General features: G+C 65.9%; 28 protein-coding genes. 8 read left to right on the top strand and 20 right to left on the bottom strand.

Annotated features, from left to right (window positions below):
- Nucleotides 1-18 precede the first annotated feature (18 nt).
- Complete coding sequence (gene tatA / locus ACP156_RS03650) at nucleotides 19-240, bottom strand: twin-arginine translocase TatA/TatE family subunit (protein WP_425049934.1); 222 nt, start codon at nucleotides 238-240, stop codon at nucleotides 19-21.
- 228 nt (nucleotides 241-468) lie between these two features.
- On the opposite strand from tatA, the gene ACP156_RS03645 reads away from it, so the two are divergent.
- Nucleotides 469-1,146 (top strand): helix-turn-helix transcriptional regulator, encoded by a 678-nt coding sequence (locus ACP156_RS03645; RefSeq protein ID WP_425049933.1) that lies wholly within the window; start codon nucleotides 469-471, stop codon nucleotides 1,144-1,146.
- An 18-nt stretch (nucleotides 1,147-1,164) separates the two neighbouring features.
- Here ACP156_RS03645 and ACP156_RS03640 read toward each other — a convergent pair whose 3' ends face one another.
- Both ACP156_RS03640 and ACP156_RS03635 read right to left on the bottom strand, forming a co-directional pair.
- Nucleotides 1,165-2,286: an ABC transporter ATP-binding protein gene (locus tag ACP156_RS03640; RefSeq protein WP_425049932.1), complete on the bottom strand. Its 1,122-nt coding sequence runs from the start codon at nucleotides 2,284-2,286 to the stop codon at nucleotides 1,165-1,167.
- 109 nt (nucleotides 2,287-2,395) lie between these two features.
- Nucleotides 2,396-3,175, bottom strand: a complete 780-nt coding sequence (locus ACP156_RS03635) for an SDR family oxidoreductase (protein WP_425049931.1) — start codon at nucleotides 3,173-3,175, stop codon at nucleotides 2,396-2,398.
- A gap of 358 nt (nucleotides 3,176-3,533) precedes the next feature.
- Here ACP156_RS03635 and ACP156_RS03630 point away from each other — a divergent pair, with 358 nt between their 5' ends.
- Together ACP156_RS03630 and ACP156_RS03625 are read left to right on the top strand one after the other, a co-directional pair.
- A complete protein-coding gene (locus ACP156_RS03630; protein ID WP_425049930.1) occupies nucleotides 3,534-4,568 on the top strand; it encodes a Hint domain-containing protein in 1,035 nt (344 codons plus the stop codon).
- An 82-nt stretch (nucleotides 4,569-4,650) separates the two neighbouring features.
- A complete protein-coding gene (locus tag ACP156_RS03625; RefSeq protein ID WP_425049929.1) occupies nucleotides 4,651-5,061 on the top strand; it encodes a nuclear transport factor 2 family protein in 411 nt (136 codons plus the stop codon).
- A 4-nt stretch (nucleotides 5,062-5,065) separates the two neighbouring features.
- Here the strand turns inward: ACP156_RS03625 and ACP156_RS03620 are convergent, their stop codons facing one another.
- From ACP156_RS03620 to ACP156_RS03610, 3 genes are all read right to left on the bottom strand, one after another.
- Nucleotides 5,066-5,320, bottom strand: a complete 255-nt coding sequence (locus ACP156_RS03620; RefSeq protein WP_425049928.1) for a DUF7218 family protein — start codon at nucleotides 5,318-5,320, stop codon at nucleotides 5,066-5,068.
- Nucleotides 5,321-5,379: 59 nt separating this feature from the next.
- Nucleotides 5,380-6,330 carry a Hint domain-containing protein gene (locus ACP156_RS03615; RefSeq protein ID WP_425049927.1) on the bottom strand — a complete coding sequence of 317 codons (951 nt, stop codon included), beginning with the start codon at nucleotides 6,328-6,330 and terminating at the stop codon, nucleotides 5,380-5,382.
- A 99-nt stretch (nucleotides 6,331-6,429) separates the two neighbouring features.
- A complete protein-coding gene (locus ACP156_RS03610) occupies nucleotides 6,430-8,145 on the bottom strand; it encodes a Hint domain-containing protein (protein ID WP_425049926.1) in 1,716 nt (571 codons plus the stop codon).
- Nucleotides 8,146-8,439: 294 nt separating this feature from the next.
- Between ACP156_RS03610 and ACP156_RS03605 the strand changes: the two genes are divergently transcribed.
- From ACP156_RS03605 to ACP156_RS03595, 3 genes are all read left to right on the top strand, one after another.
- Nucleotides 8,440-10,059, top strand: coding sequence for a peptide chain release factor 3 (locus ACP156_RS03605; RefSeq protein WP_425049924.1), 1,620 nt, complete (start codon nucleotides 8,440-8,442; stop codon nucleotides 10,057-10,059).
- Between the two features lie 200 nt (nucleotides 10,060-10,259).
- On the top strand, nucleotides 10,260-10,736 hold the full coding sequence (locus ACP156_RS03600) for a hypothetical protein (protein ID WP_425049923.1): 477 nt from the start codon (nucleotides 10,260-10,262) through the stop codon (nucleotides 10,734-10,736).
- On the top strand, nucleotides 10,690-11,118 hold the full coding sequence (locus tag ACP156_RS03595; protein WP_425049922.1) for a hypothetical protein: 429 nt from the start codon (nucleotides 10,690-10,692) through the stop codon (nucleotides 11,116-11,118). The genes ACP156_RS03600 and ACP156_RS03595 overlap by 47 nt, the downstream gene beginning before the upstream one ends.
- Nucleotides 11,119-11,123: 5 nt before the next feature.
- Here ACP156_RS03595 and ACP156_RS03590 read toward each other — a convergent pair whose 3' ends face one another.
- Nucleotides 11,124-11,615, bottom strand: coding sequence for a hypothetical protein (locus tag ACP156_RS03590; RefSeq protein WP_425049921.1), 492 nt, complete (start codon nucleotides 11,613-11,615; stop codon nucleotides 11,124-11,126).
- 63 nt (nucleotides 11,616-11,678) lie between these two features.
- Nucleotides 11,679-11,822, bottom strand: coding sequence for a hypothetical protein (locus ACP156_RS03585; protein ID WP_425049920.1), 144 nt, complete (start codon nucleotides 11,820-11,822; stop codon nucleotides 11,679-11,681).
- A 410-nt stretch (nucleotides 11,823-12,232) separates the two neighbouring features.
- On the opposite strand from ACP156_RS03585, the gene ACP156_RS03580 reads away from it, so the two are divergent.
- Both ACP156_RS03580 and ACP156_RS03575 read left to right on the top strand, forming a co-directional pair.
- Nucleotides 12,233-13,618, top strand: a complete 1,386-nt coding sequence (locus tag ACP156_RS03580; protein ID WP_425049919.1) for a DEAD/DEAH box helicase — start codon at nucleotides 12,233-12,235, stop codon at nucleotides 13,616-13,618.
- Between the two features lie 116 nt (nucleotides 13,619-13,734).
- Complete coding sequence (locus tag ACP156_RS03575) at nucleotides 13,735-14,055, top strand: PilZ domain-containing protein (protein WP_425049918.1); 321 nt, start codon at nucleotides 13,735-13,737, stop codon at nucleotides 14,053-14,055.
- Between the two features lie 453 nt (nucleotides 14,056-14,508).
- On the opposite strand, the gene ACP156_RS03570 is transcribed toward ACP156_RS03575, so the two are convergent.
- From ACP156_RS03570 to nuoI, 12 genes are all read right to left on the bottom strand, one after another.
- Nucleotides 14,509-14,928, bottom strand: a complete 420-nt coding sequence (locus tag ACP156_RS03570; RefSeq protein WP_425049917.1) for an OsmC family protein — start codon at nucleotides 14,926-14,928, stop codon at nucleotides 14,509-14,511.
- A gap of 75 nt (nucleotides 14,929-15,003) precedes the next feature.
- Nucleotides 15,004-16,668 carry a ribonuclease J gene (locus ACP156_RS03565; protein WP_425049916.1) on the bottom strand — a complete coding sequence of 555 codons (1,665 nt, stop codon included), beginning with the start codon at nucleotides 16,666-16,668 and terminating at the stop codon, nucleotides 15,004-15,006.
- Nucleotides 16,665-17,438 carry a type III pantothenate kinase gene (locus ACP156_RS03560; RefSeq protein ID WP_425049915.1) on the bottom strand — a complete coding sequence of 258 codons (774 nt, stop codon included), beginning with the start codon at nucleotides 17,436-17,438 and terminating at the stop codon, nucleotides 16,665-16,667. The genes ACP156_RS03565 and ACP156_RS03560 overlap by 4 nt, the downstream gene beginning before the upstream one ends.
- A gap of 10 nt (nucleotides 17,439-17,448) precedes the next feature.
- Nucleotides 17,449-18,216 (bottom strand): biotin--[acetyl-CoA-carboxylase] ligase, encoded by a 768-nt coding sequence (locus ACP156_RS03555; RefSeq protein ID WP_425049914.1) that lies wholly within the window; start codon nucleotides 18,214-18,216, stop codon nucleotides 17,449-17,451.
- Nucleotides 18,206-19,645: an NADH-quinone oxidoreductase subunit NuoN gene (gene nuoN, locus ACP156_RS03550; RefSeq protein WP_425049913.1), complete on the bottom strand. Its 1,440-nt coding sequence runs from the start codon at nucleotides 19,643-19,645 to the stop codon at nucleotides 18,206-18,208. The genes ACP156_RS03555 and nuoN overlap by 11 nt, the downstream gene beginning before the upstream one ends.
- Nucleotides 19,646-19,648: 3 nt before the next feature.
- Entirely contained in the window at nucleotides 19,649-21,217 is a 1,569-nt protein-coding gene (locus tag ACP156_RS03545) for an NADH-quinone oxidoreductase subunit M (RefSeq protein WP_425049912.1), read from the bottom strand.
- 14 nt (nucleotides 21,218-21,231) lie between these two features.
- Complete coding sequence (gene nuoL / locus ACP156_RS03540) at nucleotides 21,232-23,391, bottom strand: NADH-quinone oxidoreductase subunit L (protein WP_425049911.1); 2,160 nt, start codon at nucleotides 23,389-23,391, stop codon at nucleotides 21,232-21,234.
- A 6-nt stretch (nucleotides 23,392-23,397) separates the two neighbouring features.
- Entirely contained in the window at nucleotides 23,398-23,703 is a 306-nt protein-coding gene (gene nuoK, locus ACP156_RS03535) for an NADH-quinone oxidoreductase subunit NuoK (RefSeq protein ID WP_275633164.1), read from the bottom strand.
- Nucleotides 23,704-23,849: 146 nt separating this feature from the next.
- The gene (locus ACP156_RS03530) at nucleotides 23,850-24,395 is read right to left on the bottom strand and encodes a hypothetical protein (RefSeq protein ID WP_425049910.1); all 546 of its coding nucleotides are present in this window, start codon (nucleotides 24,393-24,395) and stop codon (nucleotides 23,850-23,852) included.
- A complete protein-coding gene (locus ACP156_RS03525; RefSeq protein ID WP_425049909.1) occupies nucleotides 24,392-25,006 on the bottom strand; it encodes an NADH-quinone oxidoreductase subunit J in 615 nt (204 codons plus the stop codon). The genes ACP156_RS03530 and ACP156_RS03525 overlap by 4 nt, the downstream gene beginning before the upstream one ends.
- A complete protein-coding gene (locus ACP156_RS03520; RefSeq protein ID WP_425049908.1) occupies nucleotides 25,003-25,413 on the bottom strand; it encodes a carboxymuconolactone decarboxylase family protein in 411 nt (136 codons plus the stop codon). The genes ACP156_RS03525 and ACP156_RS03520 overlap by 4 nt, the downstream gene beginning before the upstream one ends.
- Nucleotides 25,414-25,501: 88 nt before the next feature.
- Nucleotides 25,502-25,996 carry an NADH-quinone oxidoreductase subunit NuoI gene (gene nuoI / locus ACP156_RS03515; RefSeq protein ID WP_425049906.1) on the bottom strand — a complete coding sequence of 165 codons (495 nt, stop codon included), beginning with the start codon at nucleotides 25,994-25,996 and terminating at the stop codon, nucleotides 25,502-25,504.
- Nucleotides 25,997-26,050 lie beyond the last annotated feature (54 nt).

The following is a 26,050-nucleotide window of genomic DNA, read 5'->3' as shown; positions in this document are numbered from 1 at the left end:
AGGGAAAGGACGAGGGGTTCAGACCTTGTCCTTTTCCTTTTCTTCTTCCTCGGGGGTCACGTCACGTGCCGAAGCCGCGCTGTCCTCGAGTTCGTCGTTGCTGTCCTTCACGCCTTTCTTGAAGGCGGTGATGCCTTTGCCGACCTCGCCCATCAGCGACGAGATCTTGCCGCGCCCGAACAGGACAAGCACGACGACGGCGATCAGAAGAAGGCCGGGAAGGCCGATGTTGTTCAGCATGGGTCTCTCCATGATCGGGCCGCCACCTGCGGCCCATGGCTGGAACGGTGAAAGATCACGGACCGTGTTTATGGATTCGGCGCCGCCTCGAAAAGTGGCAAAGCGCCGCCATGGCGGGAATCCGGCGCAGAATTCAGCCCGCCCGGCGGGACACTTGCCCTCCTGACAGGTTTTTGTCAGTTATGCGGTGAAAAACTTCGCTCAATTTTCCGAAGGGCCTGCGAATCGATGAACCGCTCTGACCGCCTGTATGCGTTGATCCAGACGCTGCGCGACGGCAGGCTGCACCGCGCGTCCGAACTGGCCGAGGCGCATGGCGTCAGCGAGCGCACGATCTGGCGCGACATGGACACGCTGATGGCGTCCGGCGTGCCGGTCCGGGGCGAACGCGGGCTGGGCTACCGGATGACCGCGCCGGTGACGCTGCCGCCGCTGAACCTGTCGATGACGGAACTCGAGGCCTTGCACCTTGGACTGGCGGCGGTGGCGCATGGCGGCGACGCGGAACTGTCGGCGGCCGCGCGCGGGCTGTCCGCGCGGATCGACACGCTGCTGCCCGAGGACCGCACCGGGGCGCGCGGCGGCTGGACCTTCGCGGTGCATCCGCTGGCGGACGCGGCGGCGGGCTTCGCGCACATGCCGCGTATCCGCGCCGCGATCCGCAGCCGTCAGAAGCTGGCCGCGCATCACCACGAGGACGACGGCTCTTTGCTGCGCCGGGTGATCCGCCCGTTGCAGCTGGACTACTGGGGCCGCGTCTGGACAGTGACCTGCTGGTGCGAGACCACGGCGGATTTCGCCACGCTGCGCGTGGACCGGATCGAGAAGCTGGAGAACCTTCCGGCGCTGTTCGTCGAGGAACAGGGCAAGACGCTTGTGGATTTCAAGAACGCCGGGGCCGCCTAGTCGGCGACGGGTCGTTCGTTATTTCTTCGCCGGGAACACGAAACACCGGTCCCGCCGCACCGTCAGCCACAGGGGCCGCCCCGGCTTGGGCAGGAACACGTTCGGCACCGTGGCCTTCAGGATAGACAGGTCGTGGTCCATGCGGAACTCGACAAGGCTTTCCGACCCCATGAACCGCGCCCGCTGTACGACGCCGCGCGCGGGCACCCCGTCGCGCGAGGTCGGCAACGGCCCGGCGCCGTTGCGGTCGAAGTCGATCTTCACATGCTGCGGACGGAACACGATCTCGACCTCGGTGCCGTCAGGCTGGCCGGGGGCAAGGAACTGGCCGAACGGGGTGTCCGTCAGCGCACCGCGCACCGTGCCCCGGATCACGTTGATATCGCTGAAGAATGCCGCCGCGGCCTTGTCCGCCGGGGCGTTGTAGACGTTGTAGGGGGCGCCTTGCTGCACGATCCGCCCGTCGCGCATCAGCGCGATCTCGTCGGCCATGCGCATCGCCTCTTCCGGCTCGTGCGTGACCAGCAGGACAGCCGCGCCCGCCTCTTTCAGGATCTCCAGCGTCTCGTCGCGGATGCCGTCGCGCAGGCGGTTGTCCAGCCCGCTGAACGGCTCGTCCATCAGCATCACGCTCGGCCCCGGCGCAAGGGCGCGGGCCAGCGCGACGCGCTGCTGCTCGCCGCCCGACAGTTCATGCGGGAAGGCGTCGATGTGGCGCAGAAGGTCGACACGTTCCAGCAACGCCGTCACACGCGCCCGCGTCTCGGCCTTGCTGCCCGTCAGCCCGAAGGCCACGTTGTCGGCCACCGACATATGCGGAAACAGCGCGAAGTCCTGGAACATCAGCCCGATCGAGCGCCGTTCGGGCGGCACCCGGAACACCGTGTCGCAGATCAGCTTGCCGTCCAGATAGATCTCGCCCGAGTCCTGCATGTCCACCCCGGCGATGCAGCGCAGCGTGGTGGACTTGCCGCAGCCAGAGGGGCCCAGCAGACAGGTCACCTGCCCCGGCATCACCCGCAGCGACACATGATCCACCACCGACCGACCGGCGAAATGCCGGCTGAGATCGCGGATCTCCAGCCGGGGCTCGGGGACCACCGGCGGAGTTGTCTTCGGCAGAGGCTCGGGCGCGTTCATGCGGGCAGGACCAAGTCCGATCAATTTTGTCGATCACTCGGACCTAGCAATACCGCCCCGTCCCCGCAAGGCACGGGGACGGAATGCCACGCCTGCCCCTCGTCCGGGGTTACAGCGTGAAGTTGTTGTAGCCGCCGTCCAGCAGGATGTTCTGGCCCACCATGAAGCCCGCGAACTGCGAGCACATGAAGGCGCAGGTGGCGCCGAATTCCTCGGTCGTGCCATAGCGGCGCGCGGGGATTTCCTTGAACTTCTCGGCCCGCAACTCTTCCATCGAGACACCGGCGTCGGCGGCGCGCTTGCCGTCCATCGTATCGGTGCGGTTGGTGGTGTGCGAACCCGGCAGCAGGTTGTTGATGCACACGCCCGAGGGCGCGACCTGCCGCGCGGTGCCGGCGACAAAACCGGTCAGGCCCGTGCGGGCCGAGTTCGACAGGCCAAGGATCGCCATCGGCGCCTTCACGGACTGCGAGGTGATGTTGACCACCCGGCCCCAGCCACGTTCCATCATGCCCGGCAAAGCGGCCTGCATCAGCGCGATGGGCGTCAGCATGTTCGCGTCCAGCGCCTTGATGAAATCCTCGCGCGACCAGTCGGCCCACATGCCCGGAGGCGGGCCACCCGCGTTGGTGATCAGGATGTCCAGATCGCCCGCGGCCTCCAGCACCTTCGCGCGGCCCTCTTCCGACACGATGTCGGCGGCCACGGCGGTGACCTCGACGCCGAAGTCGTCGCGGATCGCCTGCGCCGCCTCTTCCAGCGCCTCGGCGCCACGGGCGTTCATCACGATGTCCACACCGGCCTCTGCCAGCGCGCGGGCGCAGCCCAGCCCCAGCCCCTTCGACGACGCGCAGACCAGCGCCCGCTTGCCCTTGATACCCAGATCCATCTGTCCGATGCCTCCCGTCCGATTGCGATGTCGCCCCGGCCTAGCACCCCGCCCCGGCGAACGGAAGCGAGCGATCGTGCGCCCGACCTCTCGGATGCCCGAGCGCCGCCATTGCTGCGTTGCGGCAAAATAAGGCGAAACCGGTGAAACAATGACCCGAAAATCGGCCGGACCGTCGCCCGATCAACGACTTACGGAAGGTTAATTGCCACAACATTTACCCGAAGTTGACGCGAATACGCGCCGCATCATATAGCAAATACTACCATGGCGATGGGGTTACGCATTCGGACGAATGGTGGGGGCCGCGTCCGGACGCAAAGCCGTGGAGACGGAACCTGGTACAGGCTGCTGCAAGATGAGTGTGCATGGTGTGACCCAGCGCGGGGGTGCGCAGGGACTGCCCGTCATCCGGGCGACAGACTTCGTTGTATCGAACGGGGCCAACCTCGGTGACCCGGTCGCACACGCGTCCGAACTGATCCTTGATGATGTCTATACTCTCGACGTTGATGCGCGTCGCCTGCGCCTGTCGCTCGAGATCGCCGACCAGCATTCCAATTTCACGATCGCCGCGGGCACCCAGACCGGCCGCCCCGGTGCGGCGCTGCACTTGGACTGCTGCGCCACCTTCATGGCGCCCGACGGCACCATCGTCGAGGCGCTGATCCTCGTCGAGCTCGACCGCGACGGCATGATCGCGGACACCTATGTCATGACGCTGGCCGACCTGCGGCCGCGCACCGATTACGCCCTGGTCGCCGTCGACACCGAAAGCGCGCGGCAGAAATTCGCGGCGCTGGCCTGCGTTTCCTTCACCCGTGGCACGCACATCACCATGGCCGACGGCGCGCAGCGCCGGATCGAGGACATCCGCCCCGGCGACCGGGTTCTGACCCGTGACAGCGGCGCGCAAACGGTGCGCTGGATCGGCCAGCAGACGGTCCGCGCCACGGGCGCCTTCGCGCCGATCACCATCGCGCCCGGCGCGCTGAACAACGAGGGGCCGCTTCGCCTGTCGCCGAACCAGCGCCTGTTCGTCTACCAGCGCGAGGACAAGCTTGGCGCCGGTCGCTCTGAAGTGGCGATCAAGGCCGAGTATCTTGTGAACGGCGAGACCGTAACGCGCGGCAACGGCGGGTTCGTGGATTACTTCCAGATCCTGTTCGATACGCACGAGTTCATTTTCGCCGAGGGCATCGCCACCGAAAGCCTTGCGCTCGACACCCGCACCGGCCCGGTGCTTCCGCGCGAGATCCGTGCAAAGCTGACCTCGGACTCGGGGCTGTCACGCCGCGCGCCCCTGTCGCGCCCGCGCCCGGTGGACCTGCCCGAGGGCATGCTGGACAGCACAGTCGCGGCGGACCTGCTGCGCAAGGCGTCCGCGCACTAGGCGCATGACCGTTTCGCGATAGTTCTTGGCAGGGGGCCGGGATCGGCCCTACCCTTGCTCTATTCTTCCAAGGAGCATTGCCATGACCATTTCCGATCCCCGCGGTTTCGTATCTGGGCTTTATGCCGACCGCTTGAAAAACGACCCCGTCACCATAGCCAACCAGTTCACCGAGGATGCCGGGTTCGCCATCGTCGGCCGCCCGCTTGCCAATTCGGCCGCCGTCAGTCGCCCCGCCCGGATGAGCGTCACCGACATGGCGCAGCAGATCGTCGACACATGGGAGTGGCGCGACATCCAACTGGGCGACGTGCTGGCAGAGGGTGACCTGATCGTCACCCGCTACGAGGTCACCGCCCGCCACGTCCCGACCGGCCGCGAAATCACCACCGAGATCGTGGACTTCCTGACGGTCAAGAACGGCAAGGTCACCGACATGCGGCAATACACCGACACCGCCTATCTGGGTGAGGTCGTCTGTTCCGTGACCTAGACGGTCAGCCCTCGCGCAGCTCCTCGATCAGTTCGTCTTTCGTCATCTGGGACCGGTTCTCGACATCCAGTTCCTGCGCCCGGGAATACAGATCGTCCTTGCTCCACTTCTCGTAAGGCGGCTGCTTGCCGCCCTTCTCCGACGGATGCATGTCGTCGTTGGCCTTCGCGTTGGCGATGCGGGCGGCCTTTTGCTTGGACATCCCGTCCTCGCGCAGGTCGTCGTAAAGCTTTTCGTCCTTGATGCTGGGTCGTGCCATCTGAGGTCTCCTTTCGGAAACCGAACGCGCCCCTGACCCAAGGGTTCCCCGGTGCGCGGTCAGCCTTGCCGCAGCATCTGTGCAGCGGGCAGGCCCAGCCGCGCGCGCGTGGCGGGCGGCAGCAGCCGGGCCGAGCCGATCCGGGGCATGCGCATCTCTGGCACGATCCGCTCTGTTCCGAAGCGCAGCACATAGTCGGCGTGGTTGTCGAACAGGCGGCGACCGGCGGCGTCCATGAAGGTCTCGGCCGGCAGACCGTTGGCATAGATCAGCGAATGGCGGTCCGTCTCGACGTGATAGACCTTCTGCGTGTTCGGCGCCTTGGCGCGGGGCTCCCAGCCGATGCCTTCCGCGCCGGCCAAAGCGCCGGCGGTGACCATCATGCCGTCCAGAAGGATCGCGTGGTCCGGCGTCACCAGCAGATCGCGGGCGGGCCGGTCGTGTCCCAGAGCATGGGCGCGGATGCGGATCATGCCGTGCCGAAGGCTGAACAGGCGCGGGAACAGCGTGCGCACGCCGACCCAGCGCACCGGCACCACCGCCCCGTCGGCGGTGCGGACCATGTCGCCGGGCTTCAGGTCTTCGACGGCGGTCTCGCCCCCGGGCGTGGCGATCCCGGTGCCGGGACCGAAGCAGAAGGCGAAGGTGGCCCCGTCCGAGGCCAGCGCCACGTCGTCAGGGTCCAGCGTCGCGGGCCAGCTGACCGTCGTGTCCTCGGGGCAAAGCACCGCGTAGGTGTAAGTTTCCGACCCGCCGCCGCCCGAGGTAATCTGTTGGAACACCGGCATCACGATGCCCTGAACCAGAACCGTGCCAAGGAAGAGCCCATAGTCGGTCGCTCCGCCGTTCCACAGGCCGCCGGTGTCGCTGTCGCCATCCTCCAGCGTCATGTCGCCGTCCTCGTCCGGCATCGTCCCCGCCACCAGCGTGTCCGCGAAGAACGACGCGATCGCGACCGCGCTGGCCGCACTGTAAAGCGCGTGAATGAAATATGTGAACTCGCTGTCCATGGTGCCGCCCCCCAGCAGAATACCTGACCCGAATTCCCTTAGGTTTCCGTAGCGTCAAGATTCTGTCAAGGGAAGCGCCGCATGGGGCGCGGTCCGCGTCTAGGTCAGCCGACGCCCCACCGCGCCCAGCGCCACCGGCAGCAGGCGGGCCGAACCGATGCGTGGCAGGTCCATCTCGGGCACCACCCGCCGGTCGCCCGGACGGTCGGTCGCGCCCGCGAAGCTTTCCGCAGGTGCGCCGTTCGCCAGCAACACCTCGTGCGCCTCGGTCTCGACGTGGAACACCTCGAACACCGGGGGCAGGTCCGCCAGCGGCACCCAGTCGATGCCCGGCAGCCCCACCAGCGCCGACGCGACCACGATGAGGCCGTTCAGGATCATCCCGTGATCGCCGGTGACCACAAGATCGCGCGACGGCACACCCTCGCCCAGCGCGCCCGCCGCGATGCAAACCGGCACCGTCTCGGGCGACGCGGGCACCTGCTGGCGGCCCAGCCAGCGCACCCCGACGGCCCGCCCGTCCGCAGTCAGAACGCTGTCGCCGGGCTGCAATGTCTCGACCGCCGCCGTGCCGCCCGGCACCGCGATGGCGGTTCCGGCAGCGAAGCAGTTGACGTTTGTGTTGGCCATCGAAAGGTCGTCGGCGGTTGTCCCCTCGATCCGCAGGACGCCCGAACCGCCGCCATGTGACAGGTCGATCTCCAGCGTGTCACCATCCATGTCGGACGCCGCCAGAATGTCGGCGAAGCGGGCGAAATGACCCGAAAGGTCCACCACGTCCAACGCCGCGTCGAAGTCGGTGATCAGGTCGGTCGCGCCGTCTCCGAACCCCAGGAACCAGTCCGCGCCGTCGCCGCCGGTCAGGGTGTCGTCGCCGGTGCCGCCGTCCAGCGTGTCGCCGCCCTCGCCGCCTTTCAGCAGATCGTCCCCGCCGCCGCCTGACAGATCGTCGTCATTCACACCGCCGTAAATGTCCTCGTGAAAGAACTGCCCCTCGACCGTCGTGTTCTCCGACCCGGCCGATTGCGCCGACAGCATTGTCATCCGTGCGAAATCGTCGGCGGTGCGCGCGTCGTCGCCCGTCAGCGCCTCGATGGCGGCGGCGATGTCGGCATAGTGCGGCGCGAAGGCCGCCGACTGAAGCTGCGAGACGCCGGGGATCAGGCTGCCGCCGCCGGTCTCGTACACGCGCGAGGTCGCGCCGATGGCGTAGGTCTCGGCCACCCCGTCGCCATCCGCGTCGTAGTCGATGAAATTGCCGCCGCCGCTCATGCCGCCCACGACATCGGCGCCGACGATCATGAAGTAGCCGCCCGCGTCGCCCTCGATCTCTTGCGCGCTGTAGCCCAGAAGCGAGCCCGAGGTTTCGTGCAGCGTCCCCTCCTCGCCGTCCAACGCGTTCTCGGCGGTGGGATAGCCGGTGATCGTGACCGTCCCGCTCAGGTCGGAGGGATCGTTTGCGATCAGCAGCGACACCGCCGGACCGTCGTAGAAGGTGCCGGTGCTGGACAGCGTCGCGCCCACATGCATCCCGATGTCGAAGCCGGTCGCGATATAGCCGGTGGAGTCGTCGATATAAGGGTCCCAGTCGGCGGTATCCGAGGGCAGGGTCACGTCGATCTCGGTCGTCGCGTGGGCCTCTGCCTCGCCATCCAGACCCGCCTGCGGCACGGCCTCGTAGGTGCCGCCCGCTTTCGGAATGTGGTTGGCGGAAAAGTAGATGCCGCCGCCGATGTGGATGCCGGAAAACTTCACCTCGACAGACGCAAGGTATTCGATCCCGGTGGCGGCCGGGTCGACGATCTCAAGAGCCATGGGAAAACCTGCTCGGTACTCGTTACAACGCGTTTCTCGCCGAGGACCGTAAAATTGATGCTAACGATGTTAAAGACATCCGGCCGCCCGCGACGTAACGGAACTTTCGCCAAGCACTTTTTATAGGCGATTCAAGTGATTGAAGCTCGCTTTTCGATTGAAGGCAGGCAGGCCCGAAGGGCTGAAACCCGGCTTCGCGGCTGAAAACTGCGCCCTGACCCGACGGGTCCCTCCGCCGCGCCGATAGCGTCGGGACCGTTGCTCTTGCCGCCGAGGGTCAATATATCGCCGCTCATGCTGGACCGTGCTCATAACGCCCCCGACCTGCCCGCCGAGATTGCCCGGCGGCGCACCTTCGCCATCATCTCGCACCCGGATGCGGGCAAGACGACGCTGACCGAGAAATTCCTTCTCTACGGTGGCGCGATCCAGATGGCCGGACAGGTGCGCGCCAAGGGCGAGGCGCGGCGGACGCGGTCGGACTTCATGCAGATGGAAAAGGACCGGGGCATCTCTGTCTCGGCCTCGGCCATGTCGTTCGATTTCGCCAGCGGCGACAGCAACTATCGCTTCAACCTCGTCGACACCCCCGGCCACTCGGACTTTTCCGAAGACACCTACCGTACCCTGACGGCGGTGGATGCGGCGATCATGGTGATCGACGGCGCGAAGGGCGTGGAAAGCCAGACCCAGAAGCTGTTCGAGGTCTGCCGCCTGCGCGACCTGCCGATCCTGACCTTCTGCAACAAGATGGACCGCGAAAGCCGCGACACGTTCGAGATCATCGACGAGATCCAGGAAAACCTGGCCATCGACGTGACCCCCGCCAGTTGGCCCATCGGCATGGGGCGCGAGTTCGTCGGCTGCTACGATGTGCTGAACGACCGGCTGGAGATCATGGACCGCGCCGACCGCAACAAGGTGGCGGAGTCGATCAAGATCGCCGGGCTGGACGACCCCAAGCTGGCCGACCACGTGCCCGCGCACCTTCTGGAACAGCTGCGCGAAGAGCTTGAGATGGCGAAGGAACTGCTGCCGAAGTTCGACGCGCAGGCGTTTCTGGACGGAACGCTGACGCCGATCTGGTTCGGCAGCGCCATCAACTCGTTCGGCGTCAAGGAACTGATGGACGGGATCGGCAAATACGGCCCCGTGCCGCAGCCACAGTCCGCCGAACCGCGCCCGATTGGCCCGGACGAGACCAAGGTGATGGGCTTCGTGTTCAAGGTGCAGGCCAACATGGACCCCAAGCACCGCGACCGCGTGGCCTTCGTGCGCCTCGCCTCGGGGCATTTTCAGCGCGGAATGAAGCTGACGCATGTGCGCTCGAAAAAGCCGATGGCGATCTCGAACCCGGTGCTGTTCCTCGCCTCTGACCGCGAACTGGCGGAAGAGGCCTGGGCCGGCGACATCATCGGCATCCCGAACCACGGGCAACTGCGCATCGGCGACACGCTGACCGAGGGCGAGACGATCCGCGTGACCGGCATCCCCTCCTTCGCGCCGGAACTGCTGCAAAGCTGCCGTGCGGGCGATCCGCTGAAGGCCAAGCATCTTGAGAAGGCGCTGATGCAGTTCGCTGAGGAAGGTGCGGCCAAGGTGTTCAAGCCGAACATCGGCTCGGGCTTCATCGTCGGCGTCGTCGGCGCGCTTCAGTTCGAGGTGCTGGCCAGCCGGATCGAGCTGGAATACGGCCTGCCCGTCCGGTTCGAGGCGTCGCAGTTCACCTCGGCCCGCTGGGTCAGCGGCCCCAAGGCGGCAGTCGAGAAGTTCGTCAACGCCAACAAGCAGCACATCAGCCACGACAACGACGGCGACATCGTCTACATGACGCGGCTTCAGTGGGACATCGACCGGGTGGAACGGGACTATCCCGAGCTGACCCTGTCGGCGACCAAGGAAATGATGGTCTGATCCGGGCCCCGGCGGCGAAAGACCGCCGGCCCGACCGTTGACGCCCGGGGCGGGTCTTGCCCGTGCCGGGCGGTGTCATACCTGCAAAAGGAACCCGCCCGTCCCTGCCCCCTTTGCGGGCGGGCAGCCCTATCTTCGTGTGCTCCGCCATGGTCCCGAACGCATGGCCGGCACACCGACACAAGACACGGACGACCCAGATGCGCCACATCGCCCCGACGCTGCTTGCCGTTTCCCTGCTTTCCCTGCCGCTTGCCGCACCAGCGCAAGAGACCGATCCCCACATCACCGAAGTCGACGGCGCGCGCGTCCTGTATGCGTGGGCCGTGCCGGAAGACGATGGTTTGCAGGTCTACATGGAGATCGAGAACACCGGCAGCGTCGGGCTTCTGCTGACCGGCGGCGAAACCGCCGACGGAGGCACTTTGGCTTTGCGGGATACCGAGGTGACCGCGGCGGCGCCGGTGGACCTGAGCGAATTTCCGATTGCGCCGGGCGTGTCGATAGACCTCGTGCCCGGCGGGATGTACCTTGCACTGGACGACGCCCCGGACCTGTCCGAAGGCGATCGCCTGAACGCCCACATAGAACTGGACCCGGTTGGTGACGTTGAGATCGAAATCGACATTCTTGCTCCCGGCACTCGCGATCATCCTGACGCTGGCCACCGGCAGTAGGCCTTCTGCGGCAGAGCCCGCGGGCTGGGGCCTGCTTGGCGCCATCGAGATCCGCGAGGTCGAGAAGGACGGCCGCTGGGCGGTCGAGAAAACCTATCCCGACGCGCTGCGGGCGGCGGCAAACGATTTTTCCGTCACCGGTTATTATGTCCCGGTCGAGGCGCAGGCCTATGTGCGCAGCTTCCTTCTGGTGCCGGACCCCGCCGACTGCCCCTTCTGCGGCACGAACGGCTATGGCCCGACGCTGGAGGTGCACATGCGCAAGCCGCTGCCCGACATGCCCGAAGGGACCGAGATCACGGTGCGCGGGACGCTGCGCCTGCTGGACAGCGACGAGACCTACCAGTCGGTGATCATGACCGAAGCGGTGCTTCAGAACTGACGCGCCTAGCAGGCGGCGGCAATCTCGAACGGCCCCGCTTGCGAAACCTTGCCAGTGCGGTCGACCGCCTCGACCTTGAGGATGCCGGTGAACGGCGCCTCGGTGGTCAGGCTCAGGACGACACTGGTGCGGATCGCGCCCGGCACCTCGGGGCGGAACAGTACGCGGATCTGCTCGTCGCCGGGTCCGCCACCCTCCATCAGGGAGATGTCGCTGCCCGCAGGGGTCATCTGAGTGCCATCGGCCAGCGTCCCTGTCCACGTCAGGCGGGCGTTGGCCAGACCGTCGCTGTCGTAAAAGCTGACCCCGATCCGACCCGGCCCGTCAGCGGCGTTGCAGGCCGCCATCGCCACCGGCGCGCCGTCCGCGTCCTGCATCGTGACCGCGATGCTTGGACCTTCTCCGCGCGCACCCGGCGCGAGCCCCGAAAACACCCCCTCGCCCCCGCCCGAGCAGGCGGCGAGCAGGAACAGGGATACCGGCGCGATCACTCTCATGGCGGGAAGCATAGCACGACGCCTGCCCCCTGACGAGAATGCCGCCGCCGCGGAGGCGTGCGGTCAGAGTTCGGCTTCAGCCCGTTCGCGGGCGGACAGTTGGTCGGCGCGGCCCGGACGGCGCGTCCAGAACACGAAGACAAGGTAGACGATGGCCAGCACCGCCATCGTCGCGGCGCCCGGTACGAGATAGGGCGAAAATTCCATGGTATCCTCCGATATCAGTCCCCGGATGCAATCTTTACGGGTATTCACGGCCATTCTGTGTCAATTCCCGGCCCCCGATGGGGAGAGTCGCGGCAAGTTCCGCACGGCGGAACGTCTTGACGTGAAGTCTCGGGCGCGCAGAGAATCTGTGGAGAAGTCCGGGACGCGGAACCGCAACTTGCCCACCATTGTCCGGTGCCGGATTTCGCCAATACGGCGATTCCGCAGCGTTACACCGCCATTTCCCCGCAAATACTGGCCTCGAGCCCCGTTCTTGTCTTTGGGGAAAACTTGACCATCTGGCCTGTTTCCCTTATGTCACGGCCACGTCGAAGACAGGCAATCCGGCCTGTCGGGCCGCTCGAGTTTCGCGGCCGTAGTTCAAGCCGCACCAAACTCGAAAGGGCTACATGACCGACTTTTCTGAACTGGGGCTGTCCCCGAAAGTTCTTCGCGCCGTCACCGAAGCGGGCTACGAGAAACCGACTCCGATCCAGGCGGGCGCCATTCCCCCTGCGCTGGAAGGCAAGGACGTGCTGGGCATCGCCCAGACCGGCACCGGCAAGACCGCCAGCTTCACGCTGCCGATGATCTGCAAGCTGGCCCGTGGCCGCGCCCGCGCCCGTATGCCGCGCAGCCTTGTCCTGTGCCCGACCCGCGAACTGGCGGCGCAGGTGGCCGAGAACTTCGACACCTATTCCAAGCATGTGAAGCTGACGAAGGCGCTGCTGATCGGCGGCGTGTCCTTCAAGGAACAAGACGTGCTGATCGACAAGGGCGTCGACGTGCTGATCGCCACGCCGGGCCGCCTGCTGGACCATTTCGAGCGCGGCAAGCTGCTGCTGACCGGTATCGAGATCATGGTGGTCGACGAAGCCGACCGGATGCTCGACATGGGGTTCATCCCCGACATCGAACGCATTTTCTCGCTGACGCCGTTCACCCGTCAGACCCTGTTCTTCTCGGCCACCATGGCGCCCGAGATCGAGCGGATCACCAACACCTTCCTCTCTGCCCCCGCGCGGGTCGAGGTTGCGCGTCAGGCGACCGCGTCCGAGACGATCGAGCAGGGCGTGGTGATGTTCAAGGGCTCGCGCCGCGACCGTGCGGCGAGCGAGAAACGCGCCGTGCTGCGCGCGCTGATCGAGGCCGAGGGCGAGAAGTGCACCAACGCGATCATCTTCTGCAACCGCAAGGTCGACGTCGATATCGTCGCCAAGTCGCTGAAGAAATACGGGCTGAACGCCGAGCCGATCCACGGCGACCTAGACCAGTCGCAGCGGACCCGCACGCTGGACGCCTTCCGCAACGGCGACCTGAAGCTGCTGGTGGCGTCCGACGTCGCCGCGCGCGGTCTGGACATCCCGTCGGTGAGCCACGTGTTCAACTACGATGTGCCGTCGCACTCCGAGGATTATGTTCACCGCATCGGCCGCACGGGCCGGGCCGGTCGTGACGGCAAGGCCGTGATGATCTGCGCTCCGTCGGACGAGAAGAACTTCGCTGCGATCGAGAAGCTGATCGACAAGGAAATCCCGCGGATCGAAAACCCGGTGAAATCCCGCGCGCCCGAGCCGAAAGCCGAAGCGCCCGTCGAGAAGGCACCCGAAGTGCAGACCGCCGAGGAAAAGCCCGAACGCAGCAGCCGCAGTTCGTCGTCGCGCCGCAGCCGCGGTGGCAAGTCGGGCGGTGGCTCGGGTGGCCAGTCGCGCCAGCGGGACGAGGCCGTTGTCGGCATGGGCGATCACATGCCCCAGTTCATCGCCATGAGCTTCGAGGAGCGGCGCGCAAGCTGACGCGCCGCACCGGAAGATCGGCCGCATTCGTCTTGAAATGCGGTCGGTCTTAACCTTTCCTTCACCATTGCCCCGCTAGAACCGGCCCGAACCGGGCCTCAGGATGCGGCAAAGGGATGGAACTAGGCGACTTCATGGATGACCAGCGTGTCCCGCTCGGGATACAGGCCCGGCTGGACACCGGCAGCGACGGCTATGACGCCATCGTCACCGACCTGTCCTATGGCGGCGCCTGCCTTGAGGCGCCGGATACGCCGGAATTCCTGCCAAGGGGCGTGCTGTTCCTGACCATCGAAGATCTTGGCACGCTCGACGTTCTGTTCCGCTGGCGGAAGGACAACCGCCTTGGCGTCTCTTTCGCCCGTGAACATGATGCCAGACCGCGGCTTGAGGCTTTCTTTGCCAGTCGCGGGATCAGGGTCGGCGCGCGGAACTGACGCGCCAATCCACCGGATGCCCCGTGGCGGGCGCGCGGACAGAAGGCCGCTTTCAACATGCAACCGGCGTCACCGACGGGCCGGGGGACTCCGACCACCCAGCGGACTCCGCCCGGACGCCCTGCCCGCCCCGGACCGGCGGGCGCGCCGCAGCGGCCCTGCCTCATCCCCTATCGGACGGGCCCGCTGCGGCGCGCCTTGCTTGCCCGCTGCCAGAGGCAGGGACAGCGCCGGTCACACGCCAGACCCCGAACACGAAAAAGGCCGACGCCCTGTGGGGGCGCCGACCCTACTGGTACTCTTGAACGGCGCGCCAACCAGCGCGCCGGACTCGCACAAAACCTGCAACTACGGACCGGTCTTGGCCGGTCTCGCCTTGGAACTCGTACGAACCTTTGCTTACGTTACGGAACAGGCGCCGATCCGGATCACTTTCCCGACCGGCGTGTCCGTTCAGGCCAGCTTGGCGTCCAGCGTGATCTCGGCGTTGAACAGCTTCGACACCGGGCAGCCTTCCTTGGCCTTGCCCGCCGCTTCCTGGAACTTGGCGTCATCGCCGCCGGGGATCTTGGCGGTCAGGTCCAGATGCACCTTGGTGATCGTCAGGCTGCCGGGATCCAGCGTGACCTTCGCGGTCGTTTCGATGCTGTCGGCCACCATGTCGTAGTCGCCAAGGATGTTGGACAGTGCCATCGAGAAACAGGCCGCATGCGCCGCGCCCAGAAGCTCTTCGGGGTTGGTGCCCTTGCCGTCCTCGAACCGCGTGTTGAACCCGTAGGGCTGATCGCTCAGCACACCGGTTTCAGTGGAAACGAAGCCCTTGCCGTCCTTCAGACCGCCGGACCATTTCGCGGAACCGCTCTTGTGGATCATGATTTTCCTCCTGTCATGTTGCGGGACAGGTAGGCTGGCGGGAGCGTCTGTCACCCCCGCCGCACGGATTTTCCGCTACGAGATCCGGCTGATCACGATGGTGACCTCTGGCTTTTTGCCGATCTCGTCAGAGGCGGTCTTGCGCACGATCCGGCGCATCGCCTCGTCCAGCTTCTCGTCGTTGCGCAGGGTCTTGGCGTCGGCGCGGTTCAGGAACTGGCTCAGGTCCTCTTCCATCACATCGACCAGCGGCGCCCGGCTGATGCCTGTTTCCGGCAGGCCCATGACCTCGCACCACGGCTCGCCGATCGGTTCGTCATCCTCGAGGATCGCGGTCACCGTCACGTGCCCGTTCAAAGCCATGCGGATGCGGTCGCGGATGATGCCGTCCATCGCGCCGATCAGCACGATGCCGTCCTTGTAGGTGCGGCCCGTCTCGACATAGCCCGCGATCTTCGGCGCGTCGCCGGTCAGGTCCACCATCGTGCCGTTCGGCGCGATGACACTCGGCAACCCCGACTCTTCCCCGAGCGCGACGTGGGCGCGCAGGTGGCGGTGTTCGCCGTGCATCGGCACAAGCATCTTCGGCTTGATCAGGCGGTGAACAAAGGCAAGGTCGGGCCGGTTCGCGTGGCCCGACACGTGGTACAGGCCGCCGCTGTCGTCGACCACCTCCACCCCCATCTCGCTGAAGGCATTGACGATCTTCGACACGCTGCGCTCGTTGCCGGGGATGACCTTGGACGAGAACAGGAAGGTGTCGCCTTCCTTCAACTCCAGCCCCAGGTACTTGCCTCGCGACAACTGCGCCGAGGCGGCGCGGTGCTCGCCCTGGCTGCCCGAGGTCAGCAGCATCAGGTTCTCGCGCGGGATCGAGGCGGCATCCTCTGGGCTGACCACCGAAGGGAAGTTCGTCAGCACACCGGTTTCCACACCCGCCGTCACCATGCGCCGCATGGCGCGGCCCAGCAGCACAATGGATCGGCCCGCCGCCTGCCCCGCTTCTGCCAGCGTCTTCAGGCGGGCGATGTTGCTGGCGAAGGTGGTGGCGGCGACCATGCCCGGCGCCGCCGCGACAAGGTCACGGATCGCGTCGGGCAGATCGGATTCCGACCGGCCGGGGTTCGGGCTGAACACGTTGGTGGAATCGCAGACCAGAGCCTGCACCCCGTCCTTCGCGATGTCGGCCCACATATCGTCGTCGAACGGCTCGCCCACACCGGGCGCGCGGTCCAGCTTGAAGTCGCCGGTGTGGACGACCCGGCCATGCGGCGTGTCGATCACCAGCCCCGAGCTTTCGGGGATCGAGTGCGAGATCGGCGCGAAGCCCACCGTGAAGGGCCCGGCCGTCACCGTCTCGGGCCACGGCGACACGGTGGTCACCTTCTCGGGATCGATCCCCGCCTCTTCCAGCTTCATCCGGCCCAGATGCGCCGTGAAGGCGCGCGCGTAAACCGGCGCGTCAATCATCGGCAGCAGCATCGCCAAGGCGCCGATGTGGTCCTCGTGCGCGTGGGTGATGAAGATCGCCTCGACCCGGTCGGCGCGTTCCTGCAGCCAGTCGACATCGGCCATGATCAGATCGACGCCGGGGGTCGTGTCCATGTCCGGGAAGGTCACGCCGAGGTCGACGACGATCAGGCGTTCGTCATCCTCCGGTCCGACGCCGTAGACATAGGTGTTCATCCCGATCTCGCCGGCGCCGCCGAGGGGAAGATAGATCAGCCGGCTTTGGCTCATGCGTTTTCCTTGTTGTAGCGATGGATCACCGTCAGGCCATGCATCGTCAAATCGTCTTCAATATCGTCGAACAGCACTTCGCCGCTTGCGAACAGGGGCGCAAGCCCCCCCGTGCCGACGACGCGCATGTCGCGGTCGTATTCGCCCTTGATCCGCGCCGTAATCTCGCGGACCAGACCGATATAGCCCCAGAACACGCCGGTCTGCATACAGGCGACCGTGTTGGTGCCGATCACCTTCTGCGGCCGGGTCACGTCGACATGCGGCAGCGCCGCCGCCGCCATGTGCAGCGCCTCCAGCGACAGGTTCACGCCGGGCGCGATCACGCCGCCCACATAGGCGCCGTCATGGGCGACCACGTCGAAGGTGGTGGCGGTGCCGAAATCCACGACGATGATATCGCCGCCGTGCCGGTCGAACGCGCCGGCCGTGTTCACCAGCCGGTCCGGCCCCACCTGCGTGCCCGCGTCGACGCGGGGCTGCACCGGCAGCAGACAGTCGGGCTTGCCCACCACATAGGGCCGCGTGTCGAAATAGCGATCGCACAGGACGCGCAGGTTGAACACAACGCGCGGCACGGTCGAGGACACGATGACATCCCCGATCTGGATCGGAACGCCCCGATGTTCCATCAGTTGACTGAACCAGACCCAGTACTGGTCGGCGGTGCGCTGATGCTCGGTCGCGGTGCGGAAGGTCGCGACGAACTCGCTGCCGTTCCAGACCGAGAAGACCGTGTTGGTGTTGCCGCAGTCGATGCACAGAAGCATGGCCGCCTCCCTAGAAATAAACGTCCGCCGCCGGGATCGTTCGCGGCCCGGCAGGGGTTTGCAGGACAAGGTGCCCCGCGTCGTCGATGCTTAGAAACCGCCCCGTCACCTCTTCGTTGGGCAGGCGGGCGGTGACCGTGTCGCCCAGCCGCGCCGCCCGGTCGAGCCACGCGGTGCGGACCGGGCCGAAGCCATAGGTGAGGAACCGCTGTTCCCACGTGGCGAAGGCCGGGGCGAGCGTGTCGAGGAAGCTGTGCGGCGGCACCAGCGCATCGCATTCCTGCGCAAGGCTCACGGGCGGCGTCGCGCCCGGTTCCACCGTGTCCGCGCCCGGCGCCTGCGACAGGTTCACGCCTATGCCGATGGACAGGGTGCCGCCGGGCAGCGCCTCCAAAAGGATACCCGCGACCTTGCCGCCGTTCAGCAGCACATCGTTGGGCCACTTCAGCGCGAACTGCCCCCGCGTGCCGCAGCGGGCGACGAAGGCGTCATACAGGGCCAGCGATGTGGTGAAAGACCGCAGCGCGGCCTGTGCGGGATCGCCCGCGCCGGGCAGCACCAGCGTTGCCGCGAAGTTGCCGGGGGGATGCTGCCACGCGCGTCCGCGCCGGCCATGCCCCGCGGTCTGATGCCGCGCCAGGATCCAGAGTGGTCCGCCAAGCTCGGGCGCGCGTCGCCGCGCCTCGGCCATGGTGCTGTCGGTTTCCTCCAGCAGCACCCGGTCGTATCCGTCGGGCCAGGCGCCGCCCGCCCCGACGGTCGTGGGATCAGTGGACAAGGGCCGCTGCCGCTGCCGCTGCCGGACCTTCGATGCCGAAGAGGTTCACCACCCCCAGCAGCATTACCGCCGCCGCGACCATCAGAAGCGCCCATTGCGGTGCGGGCATCGCGCCGTCCAGCGCCTCGCCCTCTTCGCCGAAGTACATGTAGTACACGATCCGCAGGTAGTAGAACGCGCCGATGACCGAGGCGATCACGCCCGCCACCGCCAGCCACGCCATGTTCGCGTCGACCGCGGCGCGCAGCACGTAGAACTTCCCGAAGAAGCCCACCAGCGGCGGCACACCGGCCATCGAGAACAGAAGGATCAGCATCGCCAGCGCCTTCAGCGGCTCGCGTTTCGAGTACATGTTCAGCGCGGTGATGTCGGTGACCACGCGGCCATCGCGCTGCATCGACAGGATGAAGGCGAAGGTGCCGACGTTCATGGTGATGTAGATCGCCATGTAGACCAGCATCGCCTGCACGCCGAACTCTGTGCCCGAGGCAAGGCCGATCAGCGCAAAGCCCATATGGGTGATCGACGAATAGGCCATCAGCCGCTTGATGTCGCGCTGGCCGATCGCGGCCACCGAGCCAAGGAACATCGACGCCACCGCAAGCAGGGCCACGATCTGCCCCCAGTCGCCCGGCGCCGCGCCGAAGGCGTCGTGCATCAGGCGGGCGAACAGCGCCATCGCGGCCATCTTGGGCGCGGTCGCGAAGAAGGCCGTGATCGGGGTCGGCGCGCCCTCGTACACGTCCGGGGTCCACATGTGGAACGGTACCGCCGAGACCTTGAACGCGAGGCCCGAGATCAGGAACACAAGGCCGAACAGCAGGCCCAGCGGCATGTCACCCTCGGACGCGGCCTCGATGATGCCGGCGAACTCGGTGGTGCCCGAGAAGCCATAGGTCAGCGAGGCGCCGTACAGCAGCATGCCCGAGGACAGCGCCCCCAGCACGAAGTACTTCAGGCCCGCCTCGGTCGACTTGACGCTGTCGCGGCGCAGCGAGGCGACGACGTACAGCGCCAGCGACTGCAGCTCCAGCCCCATGTACAGCACGATAAGGTCTCCGGCCGAGACCATGACGCACATGCCGACCACGGCCAGCGCCACCAGCAACGGATACTCGAACCGCAACAGGTCGCGCTTCTGCATGTAGTCCTGGCTCATGACCAGCACGGCGGCGGCGGAGATCAGGATCACGATCTTCGAGAACCGCGCGAAGGCGTCGTCGCGGAACAGGCCGCCGAACGCCTCGTTCGCGCCCTCGCCGTTCAGTCCGATGTACAGCGCGAGGATCAGGAAGATGCCCGCGGTGCCCCAGACCATCATCGGCGCGGTCTTGTCCTTGCCCGTATAGACGGCGAACAGCAGCGCGGCCATGGCGAAGATCGCCAGGATGATCTCGGGCAGAAGGATCGAGAAATCGGCAGAGGTCATGGCTTAGTGCCCCGCTTCTACGTTGGCAGTATTGTCCGCGACGGCGGTCGTGCCGCCATCCCATGCCGCAACCGCGTCGCGGTTGTCGGAAATCAGCGCCTCGACCGAGGGGCCGATGATATCGGTGACAAGGCTGGGATAGACCCCCAGCAGCAGCGTCATCGCCACCAGCGGGGCGAAGATGACCTTCTCGCGCCGGGTCATGTCGGTGATCGAGCGCAGGCTTTCCTTGATCAGGTCGCCCATCACGACGCGGCGGTACAGCCACAGCGCATAGCCCGCCGACAGGATCACCCCGGTACAGGCGACGACCGCGACCCAGGTGTTGGCCTGGAACATGCCCATCAGCGTCAGGAATTCGCCGACGAAACCGCTGGTGCCCGGCAGGCCGACGTTGGCCATGGTGAACAGCATGAAGATCAGCGCATAGGCGGGCATCCGGGTGACAAGGCCGCCGTAAGCGTCGATATCGCGGGTGTGCATCCGGTCATAGATCACACCGACGCACAGGAACAGCGCGCCCGACACGAAGCCGTGGCTGATCATCTGGAAGATCGCGCCGTCGATGCCCTGCTGGTTCGCCGCGAAAATCCCGGCGGTGACATAGCCCATGTGGGCCACCGACGAATAGGCAATCAGCTTCTTCATGTCCTGCTGCGCCAGTGCGACCAGCGAGGTGTAGACGATGGCGATGGCCGACAGCCAAAGCACCAGCGGCGCCAGCAGGTCCGAGGCGACCGGGAACATCGGCAGGCTGAACCGGAGGAAGCCATAGCCGCCCATCTTCAGCAGGATCGCCGCCAGCACGACCGAGCCCGCCGTGGGCGCCTGCACGTGGGCGTCCGGCAGCCAGGTGTGGACCGGCCACATCGGCATCTTCACCGCGAAGCTGGCGAAGAAGGCGACCCACAGCAGCGTCTGCATGCCGCCGACGATCTGGATGCCCAGCAGGCTGAACGTGTCGGACCCGAAATTATGCGCCAGCAGCGTCGGGATGTCGGTTGTGCCCGCATCGACATACATCGCGATCATCGCCACCAGCATCAGCACCGAGCCGAAGAAGGTGTAGAGGAAGAACTTGAACGACGCGTAGATCCGTTCCTTGCCGCCCCAGATGCCGATGATCAGGAACATCGGGATCAGGCCGCCTTCGAAGAACAGGTAGAACAGGATCAGGTCCAGCGCCACGAACACGCCCAGCATCAGCGTTTCCAGCACGAGGAAGGCGATCATGTATTCCTTCACGCGGTGCGTGACGCCCCAGCAGGCGAGGATCGTCAGCGGCATCAGGAAGGTCGTGAGCATCACGAACAGCACCGAGATCCCGTCGACGCCGACCTTGTAGGTCAGGCCAACCAGCCAGGCGTGTTCCTCGACGAACTGAAAGCCGGTGTCCGACGGGTCGAACTGGGCGATCAGGAAGATCGAGATCAGGAAGGTGATCGACGTCGCGATCAGCGCCAGCCACTTGGCGTTCTTCTGCGCCGCTTCATCCTCTCCGCGCAGGAACAGCGCAAGGATCGCCGCTCCGAGGAGCGGGATGAAGGTGATCATGGAAAGAAGGTTGTCCATACCTCAGGCCCCGCTCAGCTCAGCACCATCCAGGTGATGAAGATGACGATCCCCAGCACCATGGTGAAAGCGTATGTAAAGATGTAGCCGGACTGCGCCCGCCCGGCGAGGCGGGTGAAGAACGGCACCACGCCCATCGCCAGCCCGTTCAGTGCACCGTCGATCGTGCCCTGGTCACCGCGTTTCCACAGCAGGCTGCCCAAAGCCTTCGCCGGCCGCACGAAGACGAAATCGTAGATCTCGTCGAAGTACCACTTGTTCAGCAGGAACAGGTACAGCGGGCGCTGGTTCTCGGCCAGCCGCTTCGGCAGCGACGTGTCGCGGATGTAGAACAGCCACGCCACGAACAGGCCGATCAGCATCGCGATGAAGGGCGACACCTTCACCCAGGCGGGCGAGTGGTGCGCGTCGTCCATCACGTGATTGTCCGGCCCCATATAGATCGCGCCAGCGGTCCAGCCGCCCGCGACGGCATGTCCGTCCTCGGCCCCGGTCGCTTCGCCATGGTCTTCGGCGTGATCGGCCGCGACGGCGTCCGCGCCATGATCCTCGCCCTCGCCCTCGGTGGCGGCTTCGGCGTGATCGCCCGCGGCTTCACCCGCGGCCTCGCCGTGACCCTCGACGGTTTCCTCGTGATGTGCCGGAATGCCGAAGAAGCGGTTCACCCGGTCGTGGTCGCCGAAGAACGGGCCGTACCAGACCATCCCCGCGAACACCGCGCCAAGCGCCAGAACGCCCAGAGGGATCAGCATGACCTTCGGGCTTTCATGCGCATGCTCGTGCGTGTGCTTGTCGCCGCGCGGGGTGCCGAAGAAGGTCAGGAAAATCAGCCGCCACGAGTAGAAGCTGGTGAACATGGCCGCGATGACCAGCATCCAGAAGGCATAGGTGCCGACGCCGGTATGCGCGCCGAACGCGCTTTCGATGATCGCGTCCTTCGACAGGAAGCCGGCAAAGCCGATGTGGGTCAGCGGGATGCCGACCCCGGTGATCGCCAGCGTGCCGATCAGCATCGCATAGTAGGTGTACGGGATCTTTTTCCGAAGACCGCCGTAGTTCCGCATGTCCTGCTCGTGGTGCATCGCGTGGATGACCGAGCCGGCGCCAAGGAACAGCATCGCCTTGAAGAAGGCGTGCGTGAACAGGTGGAACATCGCCGCCGAGTAGACACCCACGCCCGCCGCCACGAACATGTAGCCCAGCTGCGAACAGGTCGAATAGGCGATGACGCGCTTGATGTCGTTCTGCACCAGACCCACCGTCGCCGCGAAGAAGGCGGTGGTCGCGCCCAGCACGACGATAAATGCGGTGGCGGCCGGAGCGAATTCGTACAGCGGCGACATCCGGCAGACCAGGAACACGCCGGCGGTCACCATGGTCGCGGCATGGATCAGCGCCGACACCGGGGTCGGGCCTTCCATCGCGTCCGGCAGCCACGTGTGCAACAGCAACTGCGCCGACTTGCCCATCGCGCCGATGAACAGCAGCACGCCCACAAGGTTCGCCGCATTCCACTCGGTCCACAGGAACGACAGGTTGGTCTGCGCCAACTCGGGCGCCATGCCGAAGATGATGTCCATGTCGACGCTGTCGGTCAGGAAGAACAGCGCGAAGATGCCCAGCAGGAAGCCGAAGTCGCCCACGCGGTTGACGATGAAGGCTTTCATCGCCGCGGCGCCGGCGGACGGCTTGCGGAAGTAGAAGCCGATCAGCAGGTAGGACGCGGCGCCCACCCCTTCCCAGCCGAAGAACATCTGGATCAGGTTGTCGGCGGTGACCAGCGACAGCATCGCGAAGGTGAAGAACGATAGGTAGGCGAAGAACCGGGGGCGATAGCTTTCGCCCTCTTTGAAGTTGTCGTCATGCGCCATGTATCCGAAGGAATACAGGTGAACCAGCGCCGAGACCGTGGTGACGACGATCAGCATGATCGCGGTCAGCCGGTCCAGCCGGATCGCCCATTCCGCCGCCAGCGTGCCGCTTTCGATGAAGCGGAAGATCGGGATCTGCCGCATCTCGCCGTCGAAGGACAGGAACACCGCCCACGACAGGATACAGGCAAGAAACAGCAGGAAGGTCGCGGTCCATTGGGCGGCGTATTCGCCGATCAGCCGCCAGCCGAACCCGCAGATGATGGCGCCCAGCAGGGGAGCGAACAGGATGATGGGTTCCATCGCGGATCAGCCTTTCATCACGTTGACGTCTTCGACGTCGATGGTGCCCCGGTTGCGGAAGAAGCAGACCAGGATCGCCAGCCCGATCGCCGCCTCGGCCGCGGCGACCGTCAGCACGAACAGGGTGAACACCTGCCCGACCAGGTCGCCCAGGTAAGACGAGAAGGCGACGAAGTTGATGTTGACCGACAGCAGGATCAGTTCCAGCGACATCAGCAGGATGATCACGTTCTTACGGTTCAGGAAGATGCCGAAGATGCCGATGACGAACAGTGCCGCGGCGACCGCCAGGTAGTGTTCAAGTCCGACCATTGCGTCCCTCAAGTCTCTTTTTCTTTTCCCGCCGCCGCCGGATGGCGGTGACGAACAGCGCCGCCATCCCCAGAAGCGGCAGAAGAGGCGCGAACTGGTTCACCAGCCCGCCCCCGCGTGGATCACCCCGTGTGCGGCCCGGCGCTTCATGACGCCCCCGCGCTGCCCGGGTAGAAGACCTTGCAGCCGCAGCTGAGGTCATAGCGCCGGTTCGACGGCGCCCCGGTGTTGGAAATTCCGATGGCCTTGCCGACGACGGGCACGATGGCCGCGTTGGCCATGCCCGCCGCGCGGCGCTTGATCTCGCCCAGCGGCAGCGGGGTTCCCGCCTTCGCCGCGGCATCCACCGCAGCATAGGTGCCGGCGTATTGCGCGTTCTCCGGCCCCGGCTCTGCCGCGAACTCGATCAGCGCCGAGGGTCCGTAGATCACGGCCTGCCCCGCGTTGCAGTCGATCACCACGCCGCTTTGCGTGGCCGCGCAGGCGAACCCGTCGAAATAGGTCTGCCGCACGAAGCCGCCGCCCAGATCGTCCGCCGGAGAGATCCCCTCGTCCGAGATGCCGTCCTTGAAATAGGTCACACCGCAGTTCGGGCCGTCGAACCGGTCGACGCCTTCCCTGTAGATCGGCTCGCAAGCCTGTGCCGCCGGGGCGGCAAGGGCGAAGGCCAATATGACGGCGTAAAGCTTCAAAGGCCCTGCCCCGGCTTCACGTCGCGCACTTCCATCGCCTTGGCCGGATCGCGGTACATCTGCGCCAGCACGTTCTGCCGCTTGATCCAGGTGCGGTGGCGCAGCGTCAGGACGATGGCCCCGATCATCGCGACCAGCAGGATCAGGCCCGCAAGCTGGAACAGCAGAATATAGCGGTCATAGACCAGCGCGCCGAGGGCGGCGGTGTTGTGCAGCTCGCCCGCGTCGGGGGTGACGGCGCTGCGCAGCCCCATCGCGCCGTCCGCGAAGGTCCAGCTGCCGTAGACAAGGCCCAGCTCCATCAGCAGGACCACCCCGATCAGCAGCGCCAGCGGCATGTATTTCGCCATCTCGGCCTTCAGTTCGGCAAAGTCGACGTCCAGCATCATCACGACGAACAGGAACAGCACCGCGACCGCGCCCACGTAGACGATGATCAGCAGCATCGCCACGAACTCGGCCCCCAGCAGCACGAACAGCCCCGCCGACGACAGGAAGGCGAGGATCAGCCACAGGACCGAGTGCACCGGGTTGCGGCTGACCACGGTCATCAGGCCAGAGGCAAGCACCGCAAGGGCGAATACGTAGAATGCGAAGTCGGCAACCGTCATGCTTGTCCCTCCTGCCCCGAAGTCATGACCTCGCGGGCGAGGTTCATCGCCTTGGTCATCGCGGGGACGCCGCCGAACATGCCGGCCAGCGAGATGGTCTCGGTGATTTCCTGCTCCGTCGCGCCGGCCTCCTGGGCGTGGCGGACGGTCAGCCGGATCTGCGCCTCGGCCTGCGCGCCAAGGATGGTGAGGCCCTGCAGCGTCAGCAGAAGCTTGTTCTTCGCGCTCAGGCCCTCGGGGTTCCACGTCTTGCCCCAGAACGCTTCCATCACGTCCTTGGGCATCACGGGCCACATCTTCTCGATCGCGGCGGGGGTGAAGGATTCCATGATCGGGCCCATCGTCTTGGCCCAGTCCTGCCCCATCTTCATCAGATCGTCGAACGGGTTCTTCGGGGTATCGGTCATGCGCGGCCCTCCCTGACACCTGCCACGGGTCCCGAATTCCTGCTGGGAATTCGCCGGCTGGCGCCGGGATATGTCAGACCGCGGCCGTTCATCTGTACGGTGCGTCCAGTTCCAGGTTCCGTGCGATCTCGGCTTCCCACCGCTCGCCGTTCTCCAGAAGCTTTTCCTTGGTGTAGTACAGCTCTTCCCGCGTCTCGGCGGCGAACTCGAAGTTCGGCCCCTCGACGATGGCGTCCACCGGGCAGGCTTCCTGGCAGAAGCCGCAGTAAATGCACTTGGTCATGTCGATGTCGTAGCGCGTGGTGCGGCGGCTGCCGTCCTCGCGCGGCTCGGCGTCGATGGTGATCGCCTGCGCCGGGCAGATCGCCTCGCACAGTTTGCACGCGATGCAGCGTTCCTCGCCGTTCGGATAGCGGCGCAGAGCATGCTCGCCCCGGAACCGCGGCGACAGCGGGCCCTTCTCGTGCGGGTAGTTGATGGTTTCCTTGGGGGCAAAGAAGTACTTCAGCCCCAGCTTGAAGCCGGCAAAGAAGTCCGACAGCAGGAAATAACGCGAGGCGCGGCCCCAGTCGATCTGGGTCATTTCAACCCTCCGGTCGTTTGGGCGGCGTGCGCCCGAATTCCAGTTTCCACCCGC

Origin of the sequence: Psychromarinibacter sp. S121 (genome assembly GCF_049801035.1) — a bacterium.
In the GTDB taxonomy this organism is placed as follows: Bacteria; Pseudomonadota; Alphaproteobacteria; order Rhodobacterales; family Rhodobacteraceae; genus Psychromarinibacter.
The sequence above is the reverse complement of the archived record's forward strand: the minus strand, read 5'-3'. Positions and strand labels throughout refer to the sequence as shown.